This is a genomic window from Kitasatospora griseola, from assembly GCF_014648555.1.
In the GTDB taxonomy this organism is placed as follows: Bacteria; Actinomycetota; Actinomycetes; order Streptomycetales; family Streptomycetaceae; genus Kitasatospora; species Kitasatospora griseola.
Genome location: NZ_BMRI01000013.1, coordinates 97,605 through 112,115, shown reverse-complemented (window position 1 = coordinate 112,115; position 14,511 = coordinate 97,605). Strand labels below are relative to the sequence as shown.

Sequence of the window (14,511 nt, the reverse complement as noted above, 5' to 3'; positions counted from 1 at the left end):
ACTCGAAAGAGTGGTTCCGGAGATATTGGCGGCTAGGGAGGTTGGCGTCGATCTGGCGAAGGTAGAAATGCCCATGGCGGTGTTGAATCCAAGGGGAGGTGTCGGTCGATGAGTGGGCGGCTTGGAAGGCCGGCGCTGGCAGGTACCGGCCGTTAAGGGTGGTGCGAGCTGTCCCGCGGAGGCGCCGAGGGCCAGGTGCGGCCACTGAGGGCGAAGCCGCCTCCGGTTGCGGTGGATCGGATCTCCCCGCCGCGCAAGGGGCGTCTCGGCTCGATGGTCATTGGATCCGTCCGCGCGTCGGTGTCGAGGGTTCCGCAGGCCGGCCTGTGGGTGCAGGCGGCGGCGGACTGATTTTCATTCTGATCGGAGAGGAATTTAAATGTTGAATTGTTTGAGAAATCTCGCTACGGTCGGCCGCGCCGGCGGCCTCGGCGGTCGGCAGGGAAATTTCAGAAGAATTAGGAGGTGGCAGTGGTCGTGGAATTTTCCGCGGAGCCTGCATCCCGCAGGTCAGCCGCGCATGGACTGAGCGCACCGACGGTGCGCCTGGCCGGGTCGATCCTGGTCGGGCTTGCCGCAGGTCTGGTGCTCCAGGCTTGGACGGTCGCGTTTCTGGGGCGCTTGGGCGGCGAGGCTCTTTACGTTCGCTCGGTCTACACGCCGATCGGGTATCTCGCGTTGGCCGTGACGGAGGGCCTGGTGGTCGCTGCACAGGTATCGGCAGGTCGTGCGGCAAGCAGCGGTCGACACAGGGAGGCGCTCAAGTCCGTTCCGACCTTCTTCGTCGCAGGCGGAAGCCTGTTACTGCTTCAGGCGGCAGTCGTGGCAGTGGCACCTGGTGCCGTGCCGGCGGTGCTGGGGGTGGCATCGGACGAGCAGCGGCCGGTGATGGTGTTCATCGTTGCGACAGCAGTGAGCAGCGCTGTCGGCCTGATCCCCTACCTGGGGGCGGGAGTGCTGCGGGGTCTCGGGTTCACCGGGGCAGCTGCCTGGCTCGGCGTCGCGTTCACCGTCCTTTCCATCGCGGGAATGACCGCGCTCCACTGGGCGACCGGGCTCGGGGTTCTGGCCGTCCCGATCGGGGGCCTGCCGGCCACAGTGCTCGTGGGGGCAGTCACCGCAATCGTGCTGAGGCGGAAGGGACTTGGGTGGCCTGTGCTTCGAGGGGATCGACAGGCAGCCGGGGAGGTCTGGAAGCTCGGCGCGCCGGTTGCTGCCACGTTCCTGCTGCTCTCGGCGGCCACGCTCGGATATTTGACGGTACTGCAGTCCGCCGGGCCCACCGAAGTCGCCGGGTTCAGCCTCGGGCAGATGGCAAGTTCGTTGGTGATGGTGGTCGCTCTGGCGATCGGTTCGGGCGCGGCAATCGCCGTGACGCTGACGCCGGGTGAGAACCGACAGGGCATCAGCCTTGCCGGCCTGACCACAACCCTGCGGCTGTCCCTCCCGCCGTACCTGGTGATCGGCGCAGGTGTCTTCCTGTTCCGGGGAGCGATAGCCGGGGCTCTGACGAGCGACCGGGCGACGGCTGCAGTGACAGCCGAGTACTTCGCCTGGACCGGGCCGACGCTGGCATTGTTCGGCGGAACGCTGGCGCTGCTGACCTACCTGGAACAGATCGGCCGGGCCGGCATGGCGTTCACGCTGAACGCGGTGTACTTCGCGCTGATGGTGGCCGCGGCGTTCCTGATGCCGGGGCAGGTGACAAGCGGTGATCTGGCAAGGTTGACCGCGACCGGGAACCTGCTGGGGTTCGTCAGTCTCTGGTTCAGCGCACGGTTCCTGATACGTCGCGGCTGAGGACGCTGACGGGCGCACCGAGCATCGGGTCCGGGGAAGTACAGAGACGGCGAGCGACATGGATGGTCACATGGGTGAGGCAGTGGGACGCATCATCTTCCTCAACGGCACGTCCAGTTCGGGGAAGTCGAGCATCGCGGATGAGTTGCTGGACCTCCTCGACGACGAGGTCTGGTTCCATCTCGGCGTCGACATGTTCAACGCCATGCGGACCAAGCGTGCGATGGAGCAGGCCCAGTTCGACGAAGCGCTGAAGCGGACCAGGATGGGATTCCATCGATCGATCGCTGCGATGGTGGAAGCCGGCAACAGCGTGATCGTCGACCACGTCCTGAGCGAACCGTGGCGGCTTGCGGACTGCTTGGACGTTCTCAGTCCCTATCAGGTCCTGTTCGTCGGGGTCCGCTGCGACGTGCGGGAACTGACGCGACGTGAGACCGCGCGGGGTGACCGGCCATCCGGTCTGGCAGCCCAGCAGTACGACCTGGTGCACCGTCACGGCGACTACGACCTCGAATGTGACAGCGGGGCGTACTCGCCGCGTGAATGCGCGGAGCAGATCAAAGCGTTTCTTCCGAACCAGTCGGGCTGGACCGCCTTCGAGCGTCTCCGGGCAGGCGCAGGACGGTAGCACCCGCGATCCGGGACAGGCGGTGAAGGAGCAGTGAGACCTTAGGCTGAGCCAGGGTCGGCAGTGGCGGTCGGTCAAGAAGGGGAGTGCCAGGGTGGCGGGCAAAGACAGCGTGCCTGGGCAGGTTCGGGTGGCGGCGGCGCAGTTCGAGTGTGTGCCGGGAGATGTGGAAGCGAACGTCGGACGGATCACGGCGCTGGCGCGGAAAGCGCGGGAGGCCGGTGCGGCCGTGATGTTCGGGCCGGAGCTGTGCCTCACGGGATATGAGCTGGCGATGATCGCTGCGGATCGGCGGCTGTGGACGGAGCCGGACGATGTGCGACTCGATCCGATGCGTGGCATCGGCATAGCCGTGGTGGTCAATGGCGTTGCTGCGGGGCCCGAGGATCAGCCGCAGATCGTCAGCACCGTGTACGGGCCGGACGGAGCTCTGGTGACGACGTACGCGAAGGAGCATCTGTACGACAACGAGCAGGAGGTGTTCACGGCAGGCAGCGGCGGTGGCAGGTTCTGGCTGGACGGGGTCGGATACTCGCTCGCCACGTGCTTCGACAACCACTTTCCCGAAGTGGTAGAGCGAAATGCGGCGCTGGGGTGCCAGGTTCATCTCGCCAGTTCGCTGTACGGCACCGGAGGCGGGCGGGAAGAGCGGCGGACAGTGCATCCATCGATCGCGAAGACGACCGGCATGCACGTGATGTTGGCCAATCACGTCGGCGTCGCCGGACCGTGGACGGGCTGCGGCGGCAGTGCTGCCTGGGCGCCGGACGGGACGTTGGTGGCAGAGGCGGACGAGACTGGGCCGAAGCTGCTGGTGGCCGACCTGGAGGTGGAGATGAGCAAGTGAGGACGGGCGGAGGGCCGGTACAGGGCGCTGAGCGTCAGCGGTAGTCGTCGTCGGGCACCCGGTCGGCCAGGTCGTCGAGGACGGTGAAGCGGACTGCTTCGCGCAGCGGCTCGTCGGGAGCTGCGTCGTCGAACTCGGCCTCGGCGTCCTCATCCGGGTAGACCAGGTGCACGGCGGCCTCCTCGGCGCTGGCCGCCCCGCCGTCAGGGCCCACGTCGGAGCCTGCGGTGTCGATTCCGTCCTCGACCAGGCGCCCGGCGCGCGGGGACGGACCGGCGGTCCAGCGGTCGTCGACCTCCTCGGGGTCTTCGTCGGGCTCCTCCTCGGACAGCAACTGCTCCAGGGACTCCCCGCGTGCAGCCTCTCCAGGCGTCGTGCCGTACGCGATCGCGCCGTGGTACGAGTCGGCAGGCACGACTCCCGTGTCCAACGGGTCGTCGTCGAGCCGGTCGGTGAGCAGGGAGTCGGCCGGTTCGAGAACGCCGTCGTCCTCGGCGGGTTCCGGGTCCTGGGCGTCCCAGTCGGTCATAGCAGCACCTGTCCTCGTCACTCGGGGTGAGCTTCCACCCAGCCTCTTCATGCTCGCCAGGGAGCGACCGGGCTCGCAACACGGCGCGGTGGCGGTGCCCCGAGAGGGCAGCCGCAGACTGTCTGGCAGCCGGTGTTGCCGACATGTGCGGTCGGTGACGCACGGTGCCGTGCGGTGACCGGCCCTGCTGTGAGGATCTGGAGGCCGGAAGTGTCGGTGGACGGAGCGGTCGGTCTGCGAGCGACATGCCGAGGTGGCCAGCGGACCGGGTTGATGGCGGCGGAAGGCGACGGGCGGAGCCGGTCGGGTCGATGGTGCGGCAAGGGATGATGGGCGGCGAGGACGAAACGCGCTCTGGCCGGTTGGTGAGGTCGGCGAAGCGGACGGGGTCGGACCGGGTGGACGGAGGAGGTGTGCAGTGGTGAGGGTCGGTGGCGTGCCAGGGTTCGTCGGGCGGCGGCATGAGCTCGCGCGGCTGGTCGGGGCATTGCGGGCGGCGCCTTCAGTGGTGCTGGTGGAGGGCGAGGCCGGTGCCGGGAAGTCCGCGTTGGTCCGGCAGGCGCTGGCAGAGGCCGGTGTGGCGCCGGAGCGAGTGCTGACCGGGTATTGCCACCCGCTCGCCGAACCGGTGCCGCACGGGCCTGTGCTCGATGCGTTGCGTCGCAGCGGCCCATTGCTGTCAGAGGTGTCGCCACTGCCGCCGAGCACGGGCGCGCTTCGGCCGTGGCTGCCGGATCTCGGGGTGTGGCTCCCGCAGGAGGTAGCGGGCGGGGACGAACGGTACCGACTGGTGCAGGGCGTGCGGGCGCTGCTCAGTGTGCTGGGCGGAGCGGTGCTGCTGATCGAGGACGCACAGTGGGCGGACCGGGCGAGTCGGGACCTGTTGTTGCTGCTGGCACGGGATCCGCTGCCGGGTCTGTCCTTGGTGGTGACCTACCGGGCGGAGGAGACGGAGGCGGGTGTGCCGGTGCTGGGAGCGGTCTACCGCTGCCCGCCGGGGGTGGCCGGCGGGGCGGTCCAGCTCGGGCCCTTGGAAGAGACAGCTGTGCGGGAGCTGGTCGCCAGGGAGTGGGGCGCCGACGTGGCCCCCGAGCTGGCGGCGGTGCTGAGCGAACGGTCCGGTGGCCTACCGGCGGCCGTCGTGGAGGATCTGGCGGCTCTGCGCACCAGCGGCCCGCACACGGAGCCGGTTTCGGCACTGGCCACCGCCGAACTGCCGCGGGGCCTGCGGGACACGGTCGTCGAACGGCTGACCAGGCTCGGCCCGGACGCGCTCGCGGTGGCGGAGACGGTCGCGGTGCTGGAGGAGTCGGCCGGTGAGGAGACGATCGGCGAGGTGGCGCAGCTGTCGGCCGAACGGGTGTCGGCGGGCCTGGTCGAGGCGCTGCGAGCGGGGGTACTGGCCGAGCCGACTTCGGCCCGATACGGATTCCACGGCGAACCTGCCCGGCGGGTGGCGTACCGGCGCATTCCGGGGCCGTTGCGGTCGGCGCTTCACCGGCGTGCCATCGCGGTGCTGGACGGTCGCGAGCCGCGGCCGCTCGCCCGGATCGCCGAACACACCCGGGCTCTCGGCGATCGTGAGGCCTGGCAGCGGGTGGCCGAAGCGGCGGCGGAGCAGGCGGCCGAACAAGGTGACCCGGCGGCTGCGGGTCTGCTGCTGCGTGAACTGCTCGCGGAGGCCGAGCTGGCCCCTGAGCGGCGAGTGCGGGCCGCCCGGGCGCTGTCGGCGATCACCGCGAACGCCGCCGACGACACCGCCAGCACTGCGGCGCTGGCCGGAATCATCGCCGACCCGCGCCTGCCGATCGCCGACCGGGGCGAGATCCGGCTGACGCTGGGCCTGCGGATGGCGGTGCAGGGCGGCGACCGAGCGGGGTTCGCGCAGATCGAGCGGGCCGCCGACGAGCTCGCCGAGCGTCCCGCCAGGGCGGCGCGGGCGCTGGTGGCGCTGGCGATGAACGAACGCGACGGCGCCGGAGCCGCCGCCCGGGACCGGATGGCGCATGCCGCCGCCGCGCTGGAGGTCGAGCCGGACGAGGAGGTCACCGCCGCCTACCGGGCCACCCTGCTGACCTTCCAGGCCCGCGAGGGCGACCCCGAACTGTGGCCCGAACTGGACCGGCTGCCCCGCGACTCCACCAACCCCGAGGTGGTCCGGCAGACCACCCGCGCGCTGTACAACGTCGGCGACATCGCCCTCGACACCGGGCACGACCAGCGGGCGGGTCGGTTGCTCGCCGAGAGCCGAGCACTGGCCCGGCAGGCGGCGATCGCCTATGTGGAGTGCTACAGCCGGATCGCCCTGCTGCGCCTGGACGGGTTGGCCGGGCGCTGGCAGGGGCTCGAAGAGCGGTTCGCCGCCCTGGGGACGGAGTTCCCGGACGTCGCGATGGCAGGCGCCGAACGAGCCATGCTGCTGGGCCGGCTGGCAGCCGCACGGGGGCGGCTGTCGGTGGCCAGGGCCGAGTTCACCAGCGCGGCCAGGTACGGCGAGCGGGAGTCGCAGGTCACCGCCGCCATCCGCGCAGCCGCCGGTCTCGGTGCGCTCGAACTGGCCGAGCGCGGTGGGGCGGAGGCTGCCGTCGTGGTGGCACCTGCCGTGGCGATCATGCGTCAGGCGGGGGCCTGGGCGCGTAGCGCGGAGCTGCTGCCGCTGGCGGTCGAGACCGCGCGAGCGGTCGGCGACATCGATGCCGCCCGACACCTCACCGAGGAGGCGGCGGAGGTATTGGTGGGCGTCGATGCACCGGCCGCACACGCGGGGCTCGAACTGGCCCGGGGCTACTTGCTGGACGGCCTCGGAGGCGCGGGGGACGACGGCGCGGCCGAGGCCTTCCGGCGGGCGCGGGACGCGTGGCGGGCGATCGGTCGCCCGTACGAGGCCGCCCGCGCGGAGGAGCGGCTGGCCCGGGTACTGGCCGAACACGATGCGCAGGCCGCGGCCGAGCGGCTGGCCGCCGCGGAAGCGACGTTCACGACACTCGGGGCCGCGTCCGATGCGGCGCGCTGCCAGCACGTTCGGCGCGACCTCGGCCTCGGGCGGATGGCGTCGCCGGGCCGACGGGGCTACGGCGAGGCGCTGTCGCCACGCGAGCGGCAGGTCGCGGAGCTGGTCGGACAAGGGGCCAGCAACCAGGACATCGCGCAGGCGCTGTTCCTGTCCCCACGTACGGTCGAGCACCACGTGGCGAGTGTGCTGCGGAAGCTCGGGGTGGGACGGAAGGACGTCGCCGAGGCGTTGGCCGCGAGGTGACGGCCGGTGAGCCGACGGTCGTGAGCGGCGAGTCGGCGGCTCCGGCGGCGGATCGGGGACGCGGCAGGGCTGAGGGAGGCTCAGGTCCGAGGCTGATGGGGCAGACGGGCGAGGTAGGAGAGCGTGGCACGGCGGGTCTGGCGTTCGACGGTGCCGCGCCGGGGACAGCGCGGGGCGGGGGGCTCGGTGAGGGCGGTGAAGTGCTCGCTGGCGTAGAGGCGGAAGCGTTCGCGGCGGGTCATCCGGATCTCCTGACTGGGGGTGGGGAGAGCGGTTACCAGCTTTGCGGTGCAGCCGTGGGCTGATCAATGCGTAGGGGATACCCATCCCGGACGACGAAGGGTACGTAGTCGCGGGGTGGGCTTGGCCGGGAGGAGGATTCAGCGGATGACGTGCGGGAGGAAGCGCGCGCCCTGGTGGGTGATGGGGCTGTCGTCGGTCTCGCGAATGCCGAGGCCGGCGGATTCGCCGTCGACGACCCAGGCGCCGAGGACGGGGCGGTTGCCGTCGAAGTCGGGGAGGGGGTGGTACTGCTGGTAGCAGTGGCCTTCCGCGCCGTAGCGGTCGGGATCGCCGGCCCAGTCGGCGAGCCGGGTCTGGGTGCCGTCCGGCTCGACGATGCGGATGCCGGCGCCCTCGCGGCCCAGCAGCGGCTTGGCGGCGTAGCCGGGGCCGTCGGGGTCCGCGAGTTCGCGCGGGCCGTCGAGGTAGGCGGGCAGCAGGTTGGGGTGGCCGGGGTTGAGTTCCCACAGAACGGCCAGCAGCGCCTTGTTGGACAGCAGCATCTTCCACGCGGGCTCGATCCACAGGGTGGAGCCGGTGCCGCCGCCGAGGTCGATGACGTCGAGGAGCTGGTCGGCGAACTCGTCCTCGACGAGCCACTCCCACGGGTAGAGCTTGAACGCGGAGCGGATGAAGCGGTGTTCCAGGTCGACGAAACGGCCGGTCAGGCCGTCCCAGCCGATGTCCTCCATAGCGATGCCGACGGTCTGCAGGCCGGCCTGTTCGGCACACTCCTGGAGGTAGAGGGTGGTCAGCCAGTCCTCGCCCTCGGTGTCGCCGCGGGAGTGCGCGAAGTGCAGGGGCCCGGGCGGGAGCAGGTGCTTCTGGCGCTGCCACGAAGCGATCAGGCGTTCGTGCAGGGAGTTCCACTGGTCGGCATCGGGGAAGCGGTCCTCCAACCAGAACCACTGCGGCCCGGCGGCCTCGATCAGCGAGGTGGGGGTGTCGGCGTTGTACTCGAACAGCTTGGCGGGGCCGGTGCCGTCGTAGGCGAGGTCGAACCGGCCGTACACGCTGGGCTGTTCGTCGCGGCGGCGCCAGGATTCGGCGACGACTGCGGCGAGCCGGGGGTCGGTGATGCCGAATTCGGCGAAGCGGCCAGTGCGCACCACGTGGTCGGCGGCAGCGAGGGAGAGTTCGTGGAGCTCCTCGACGACCTCCTCCAGGGCCTCGACCTCGGGCAGGGAGAACTCGTAGTAGGCGCTCTCGTCCCAGTAGGGGTGCGGGCCGCCCTGGTTGCAGGGGTCGGAGCACATCGCGTACACGAGGCCCTGGGATTCGACGGTGGCCAGCCAGTCGGGGCGCGGGGTGATGGTGTGACGGCGCATCAGAGGTCAGCCGCCGCCCGAGCCGCTGCTGCTGCCCTTGGGACAGCCGAATCCGCCACGCTTGGTGGCGGCCTTGTCGAAGGTGCCGCCGTTGACGGTGTCGGTGCCGTACCCGCAGTAGTACCAGCGGCCTGCACCGGAGCCGCCGGCCGAGCAGGAGTGACTGTCCAGCACCTTCAGCGTGGTCGGGTCGACGCACCGGCTGGGCGGGGCACTGGAGGAGGAACAGCCGGAGAGGGTGAGGGCGAGCGTGCCGACCATCCCCAGCGTGACGACGCCCGACCGGCGGCGAGCGCCGGGTATCGGTCGGTCCGGGGCGACAGCGGCGGGCGGAGGCGGTGTCATGGCGGATCATCGTACGCGGAAGATGTGATGGTCGGTCCATTGCGGTCGGAAAATGATGATCACCCAGAACCTGGGTTATCTTTTGCCGATCCTTGACCATGGTGCGGCCCGGTGCGGCTGCCCGATCCCGGGGGAGCCCCGCTGATGAACGAGATAGTCCACGGCCTGGGCGCGGCCACTGTGTACGGCCTGGTCGGCCTGGTCCTCCTGCTGCTCGGCTACCTGCTGATCGACGTGCTGACCCCGGGCAAACTCGGCCGGCTGATCTGGGCCGAGGGCAACCGCAACGCCGCCCTGCTGCTCAGTTCGGCGCTGCTCGGCGTCGGCGGCATCGTGTACACCGCGATCCGCACCACCTACGACGACTTCGGCAAGGGCCTGCTCTCCACGGCGGCGTTCGGCGTCCTCGGACTGCTGTTGATGGCGCTCGCGTTCTGGCTGCTGGACCTGCTCACCCCCGGGCGACTGGGCGCGATCCTGGTCTCGAACGAACCGCACCCTGCGGTGTGGGTGTCGGCCAGCTGCAACCTGGCCGCCGCGGCGATCGTCGCGGCCTCGATCGCCTGACAGCCGGTCGTCCGAGCCGTACCCCTCGATCGCCTGACGGTCGGTCGTCCAAGCCGCACCCCTCGGCCACCTGAGCAGGACGGTCGCCCACCTGTGCAGGACGGTCGGCCGCCTGAGTCGGACGGGCCACGGCCACCGCCGAGGCGTTGACGCGCAGTCATAGGCGGCCGCCCGGCAGGAGTTCGGCGAGCAGCGGGGCAACCTGCTCGGTCTCTAGCAGGAAGCCGTCGTGGCCGTACGGCGAGGAGATCACTCGCAGGGCGTCGGCGTGCGGCAGGTGCGCGGCGAGTTCGGCCTGCTGGGCGGGCGGGTAGAGCCGGTCCGAGTCGACAGCCGCGACCAGTGCGGGCGCGGACACCCGACGCAGGGCGGCGACCGTCCCGCCCCTGCCGCGGCCGAGGTCGTGAGCGTTCATCGCCTCGTTGAGGACCACGTAGCTGCCCGCGTCGAAGCGGTGCGCGAGCTTCGACGCGTGGTGGTCGAGGTAGGACTCGACGGCGAACCGTCCGCCGCGCCACGGATGTTCGCCGGCCTGTGGGGTGCGACCGAAGCGGGTGGCGAGCTCGGATTCGCTGCGGTAGGTGATCTGGGCGAGCCGGCGGGCCAGGCCGAGGCCGTGGTGCGGCCCGGCGCCGGGCGGCAGGTGGTGGTAGCCGCCGCCGTGCCAACCGGGATCGGTACGGATCGCGTGCAACTGCGCGGAGGCGTGCGCGATCTGTTCGGCGGAGGCCGCCGCCGTCGTGGCCAGCACCAGCAGCGCACCCACCCGGTGAGGGTGCGTCACCGCCCATTCCAGCGCCCGCATCCCGCCCATCGACCCGCCGACCACCAGCGCCCAGCGCGCCACGCCGAGCGCGTCGGCGAGGAGCGCCTCGGCGGCGACCTGGTCGCGCTGGGTCAGGAACGGGAAACGCCCGCCCCAGATCCGCCCGTCGGGCGCGGCGGAGGCGGGGCCCGTGGAGCCCTGGCAGCCGCCCAGTACATTCGGCGCCACCACGAACCAGCGGTCGGTGTCCAAGGCGCGCCCGGGGCCGACCAGTTCGTCCCACCAGCCCGCCGTGGGGTGCCCGGCCCCGGCGGGCCCGGCGAGGTGGCTGTCGCCGGTCAGCGCGTGCAGCACCAGGACGGCGTTGGAGCCGTCCGGCGCGAGCGACCCCCAGGTCTCGTACGCAAGTCGGCCGCCGGGCAGGGTGCCGCCCGCCTCCAGGTCGAGCGGTCCCGGCAGCGTGAACCAGCGTCGTCGGCCGACCGGGTCGCCGTCCCGCCAGGCCCCGGTGGCGGGCGGGACGGCGATGCCCAAGGTGCTGTTCAGGACGCGCCCTTCGCCGAGCGGAAGCCCGCCTCCAGGTCCGCCTTCAGGTCGGCGACGCTCTCCAGTCCGACCGACAGGCGCACCAGGCCGGGCGCGGTGCCGGTGGCCGCCAACTGCTCGGCGTCCAGCTGGCTGTGCGTGGTGGACGCCGGGTGGATCACCAGGCTGCGCACGTCCCCGATGTTGGCGAGGTGGCTGAACAGCTCCAGCCCGTCCACGAACCGCCGTCCGGCCTCGACGCCGTCGCGCAGTTCGAAGGAGAGCACCGCGCCCGCGCCGCGCGGCAGGTAGTGCTGCGCGGCGGTGTGCCAGCGGCTGGACGGCAGGCCCGGGTAGTGGACGGCCGCGACCTCGTCGCGCGCCTGGAGCCAGCGGGCCAGCTCCAGCGCGTTGGCGGTGTGCCGCTCCAGCCGGAGCGACAGCGTCTCGATGCCCTGCAGCAGCAGGAACGCCGAGTGCGGGGCGAGCGCCGGGCCGAGGTCGCGCAGCAGCTGCACCCGGAGCTTAGCCGCGAACGCGCCCGGCCCGAGGGCGTCCCAGAAGCGCAGGCCGTGGTAGCTCGGGTCGGGCTCGTTGAACCCGGGGAAGCGATCGGGGTGGGCGCCGAAGTCGAAGGTGCCGCCGTCCACCACCACGCCCCCGATGGTGGTGCCGTGCCCGCCGAGGAACTTGGTCGCCGAGTGCACGACCACGTCGGCGCCGTGTTCGATCGGCCGCAGCAGGAACGGCGTCGGCACGGTGTTGTCGACGATCAGCGGCACCCCGGCGGCGTGCGCGACATCGGCGACGGCGCGCACGTCCAGCACGTTGCCGCGCGGGTTGCCCAGCGACTCCGCGAACAGTGCCTTGGTGTTGGGACGGATCGCCGCCCGCCAGGCCTCCACGTCGTCGGGGTCCTCGACGAAGCTCACCTCGATGCCGAACCGGGGCAAGGTGTGCCGCAGCAGGTTGTAGGTGCCGCCGTACAGCGAGGCCGAGGAGACCAGGTGGTCGCCCGCCCCGGCCACGGTCAACAGCGCCAGCGTCTCGGCGGCCTGCCCGGACGCCAGAGCGACCGCGGCCACACCGCCTTCCAGGGAGGCCAGCCGCTGTTCCAGCACGTCGGTGGTCGGGTTGTGGATCCGGGTGTAGATGTTGCCCGGCTCGGCGAGGGCGAACAGGTCCGCGGCGTGTGCGGTGTCCCTGAACGCGAACGAGGTGGTCTGGTAGATCGGCACCGCCCGGGCCCCGGTCGCGGGGTCGGGCTGCGCGCCCGCATGGATCTGCCGGGTCTCGAACGACCAGCCGGGAGTGGCGACGGGGCTCTGCTCGGACATGCTGCTCCTGTACGCGTGCGGGGAGGGGGGACGGCTGCGCGGGCAGGGCGAAGCCGTCGCGGAGGCGAATTGACGGACCGTCGGAAATGAGCGGAGGCGGCGGAGGAAGGCCGCCGGGACGGTCACGGCGTCAGGTAAGCACAGCGCGGAATCGGCGCGCCAGCGGATCGCCGGAGCGGACACGCGGGGACATCTGGCGACACATCGCGGAGACCTGCCGGGCCATCATCCGACAGTCGTGTCGAATGACTTCTGACCTTTGACTTCAGGCGGCCGGTGCCGTGGCGGGGATGCCCAGCAGGTCGAGGAAGGCGGCAGTGGCCGGTGTCAGACCCGAGCGGCTCCACACCACCGTCTCGATCCGGGTCGGCGCGTCCGTGACCTCCACGGCGGCGACGCCCGTCAATCGGTCGACGTACGCGGCGGGCAGCATCGCCACGGCCAGGCCGGGGCCGACCAGCCGAGGCATGTACGCGGCGTCGGTGACCTCGAACGCCACGTCACGGACCAGGCCGGCCGCGCTGAACGCCAGATCGGTCTGAGCGCGGCCGGCCGTGCCCGCCGGCAGGTCGACGAACGGCTCGGCGGCCAGCTCGCGCAAGGTCACCCGGCTGCGGGCGGCCAACGGATGGTCCGGCGCCACGACCGCGACCAGGCAGCCGCGGGCCAGTTCACGGGCTGTCACCCCCTGCGGGCGCATGGTCGGGGGCAGGCCGAGGAAGGCCACGTCCAGCGTGCCCTGGCGGACCTGGTCGACCAGGTCGTCGCTGGCGCCGACCCGCAGGCCGATCCGCACCTGCGGGTGGCGATCGCGGAACGCGTGCAGCCCGGTCGGGATGTCCACGGCCGTGACGGTGGGGATCAGACCCACGGCGAGCCGCCCGCGCACCTCGCCGACCGCAGCCGAGACCTCGGCGGCCGCCCGCTCCGCCGCCTCCAGGCACTGTCGGGCGGCCGGCAGGAAGGCCTCGCCGGCGGCGGTCAGTCGCACTCGGCGGCTGGTGCGTTCGAACAGCCGGGCGCCCAGCTCCTGTTCGAGGCGGGAGATCTGATGGCTGAGCGCCGACTGCACCACCAGGCAGCGCTCCGCGGCGCGGGTGAAGTTGAGCGTCTCGGCGACCGCGACGACGTAACGCATCTGCTGGAGCTCCATGCGCCCATCCTGTATCGATCGCCGAACGAGATCAATGCGTTGACAAACATGTGTTGGACTCATCGATCGGGTGAACGCGAGACTTTCCGGCATGACAGCGACCAGCACCACCCCGTCCGTCGACCCGCTCATCACCGGTGCGCCGTCCGGCAGTTCGGGCCGTGGCCTCGGGACCCTGCCACGCACCGTGCTGACCGCGATCGCCCCTGCGGTGTGGGGCACCACCTACGTGGTCACCACCGAACTGCTGCCCCCGGGGCACCCGGTGTTCGCCGCTCTGCTGCGCGCCCTGCCCGCCGGCCTGATCGCCCTGGCCGTCACCCGGACGCTGCCGCGCGGAAGTTGGTGGGGGAAGGCCGCCGTCCTCGGCGTACTGAACATCGGACTGTTCCTGCCGCTGCTGTTCACCGCCGCCGAACGCCTGCCCGGCGGAGTCGCCGGAACCCTCGCGGCCGCCCAGCCGATGATTGTCGCCGTGCTGGCCGTGGCCGTGCTGCGCCAACGCCTTTCCGGCCGAAGGCTGCTGTGGGGCCTGGTCGGCGTACTCGGCATCGGACTGGTGGTGATCGGCCCGAGCGCGGCCCTGGACGCCGCTGGCGTGGCGGCCGGACTCGGCAGCGCCGCCACCATGGCGCTCGGCATCACCCTCACCAAGCGCTGGGGCCGCCCCGAAGGCGTCTCCCCGCTCGCGCTCACCGGATGGCAACTCACCTCCGGAGGCCTGTTCCTGCTGCCGCTGACCTTCCTGTTCGAAGGCGCCCCGCCGGCCGTCGACGGGCGAGCCGCACTCGGCTACCTGTGGCTCGGCCTGATCGGCGGACTGCTCACCTACGCGCTGTGGTTCCAGGGCATCACCAGCCTTCCGGTCACCAACGTCGCGGTGCTCGGATTGCTCTCTCCGCTGGTGGCCGCCCTCCTCGGTGCGATGGTGCTCGACCAGACCCTCGGCCCGGTCCAACTGGTGGGCTTCGCTCTCGCGCTGGCCTCGATCGTCGCCGGACAGTTGCCCGATCGCCGCCCCGCCCCCGCTCGGAGCTGATCGGCGATCAGGCGCCAGGGCCTCGGCCCTGGCGGTCAGACCCGGCGGATGACGTTGATCGAAATGGCGTCGACCTTCATGACCTTCACCACGTCACCGGCCTTGG

General features: G+C 71.4%; 13 protein-coding genes. 6 read left to right on the top strand and 7 right to left on the bottom strand.

The window, feature by feature from the left end:
* Nucleotides 1-465 precede the first annotated feature (465 nt).
* The 3 genes from IEZ12_RS18625 to IEZ12_RS18615 all read left to right on the top strand — a co-directional run bounded on the left by IEZ12_RS18625 (nt 466) and on the right by IEZ12_RS18615 (nt 3,278).
* A complete protein-coding gene (locus IEZ12_RS18625; RefSeq protein ID WP_189273000.1) occupies nt 466-1,800 on the top strand; it encodes an MATE family efflux transporter in 1,335 nt (444 codons plus the stop codon).
* Between the two features lie 70 nt (nt 1,801-1,870).
* A complete protein-coding gene (locus tag IEZ12_RS18620; protein WP_189272999.1) occupies nt 1,871-2,431 on the top strand; it encodes a chloramphenicol phosphotransferase CPT family protein in 561 nt (186 codons plus the stop codon).
* 94 nt (nt 2,432-2,525) lie between these two features.
* A complete protein-coding gene (locus tag IEZ12_RS18615) occupies nt 2,526-3,278 on the top strand; it encodes a carbon-nitrogen hydrolase family protein (protein ID WP_229847667.1) in 753 nt (250 codons plus the stop codon).
* A 34-nt stretch (nt 3,279-3,312) separates the two neighbouring features.
* Here IEZ12_RS18615 and IEZ12_RS18610 read toward each other — a convergent pair whose 3' ends face one another.
* Complete coding sequence (locus tag IEZ12_RS18610; RefSeq protein ID WP_052509425.1) at nt 3,313-3,807, bottom strand: DUF5709 domain-containing protein; 495 nt, start codon at nt 3,805-3,807, stop codon at nt 3,313-3,315.
* Nucleotides 3,808-4,225: 418 nt separating this feature from the next.
* Here IEZ12_RS18610 and IEZ12_RS18605 point away from each other — a divergent pair, with 418 nt between their 5' ends.
* Nucleotides 4,226-7,063 carry a helix-turn-helix transcriptional regulator gene (locus IEZ12_RS18605; protein WP_308431051.1) on the top strand — a complete coding sequence of 946 codons (2,838 nt, stop codon included), beginning with the start codon at nt 4,226-4,228 and terminating at the stop codon, nt 7,061-7,063.
* Between the two features lie 80 nt (nt 7,064-7,143).
* Here the strand turns inward: IEZ12_RS18605 and IEZ12_RS18600 are convergent, their stop codons facing one another.
* From IEZ12_RS18600 to IEZ12_RS18590, 3 genes are all read right to left on the bottom strand, one after another.
* Nucleotides 7,144-7,305: a hypothetical protein gene (locus tag IEZ12_RS18600; protein WP_157815345.1), complete on the bottom strand. Its 162-nt coding sequence runs from the start codon at nt 7,303-7,305 to the stop codon at nt 7,144-7,146.
* Nucleotides 7,306-7,443: 138 nt separating this feature from the next.
* Entirely contained in the window at nt 7,444-8,673 is a 1,230-nt protein-coding gene (locus IEZ12_RS18595) for a glutathionylspermidine synthase family protein (protein ID WP_189272997.1), read from the bottom strand.
* 6 nt (nt 8,674-8,679) lie between these two features.
* Nucleotides 8,680-9,018, bottom strand: coding sequence for a hypothetical protein (locus IEZ12_RS18590; RefSeq protein ID WP_229847666.1), 339 nt, complete (start codon nt 9,016-9,018; stop codon nt 8,680-8,682).
* Between the two features lie 144 nt (nt 9,019-9,162).
* Between IEZ12_RS18590 and IEZ12_RS18585 the strand changes: the two genes are divergently transcribed.
* Nucleotides 9,163-9,585: a DUF350 domain-containing protein gene (locus IEZ12_RS18585; protein WP_189272996.1), complete on the top strand. Its 423-nt coding sequence runs from the start codon at nt 9,163-9,165 to the stop codon at nt 9,583-9,585.
* A gap of 157 nt (nt 9,586-9,742) precedes the next feature.
* Here the strand turns inward: IEZ12_RS18585 and metX are convergent, their stop codons facing one another.
* From metX to IEZ12_RS18570, 3 genes are all read right to left on the bottom strand, one after another.
* A complete protein-coding gene (metX, locus tag IEZ12_RS18580; protein ID WP_189272995.1) occupies nt 9,743-10,885 on the bottom strand; it encodes a homoserine O-acetyltransferase MetX in 1,143 nt (380 codons plus the stop codon).
* 8 nt (nt 10,886-10,893) lie between these two features.
* Complete coding sequence (locus tag IEZ12_RS18575; protein WP_189272994.1) at nt 10,894-12,213, bottom strand: bifunctional o-acetylhomoserine/o-acetylserine sulfhydrylase; 1,320 nt, start codon at nt 12,211-12,213, stop codon at nt 10,894-10,896.
* A gap of 265 nt (nt 12,214-12,478) precedes the next feature.
* Entirely contained in the window at nt 12,479-13,366 is an 888-nt protein-coding gene (locus IEZ12_RS18570; protein WP_189272993.1) for a LysR family transcriptional regulator, read from the bottom strand.
* A gap of 91 nt (nt 13,367-13,457) precedes the next feature.
* Here IEZ12_RS18570 and IEZ12_RS18565 point away from each other — a divergent pair, with 91 nt between their 5' ends.
* Complete coding sequence (locus IEZ12_RS18565) at nt 13,458-14,405, top strand: EamA family transporter (RefSeq protein ID WP_189272992.1); 948 nt, start codon at nt 13,458-13,460, stop codon at nt 14,403-14,405.
* Nucleotides 14,406-14,511 lie beyond the last annotated feature (106 nt).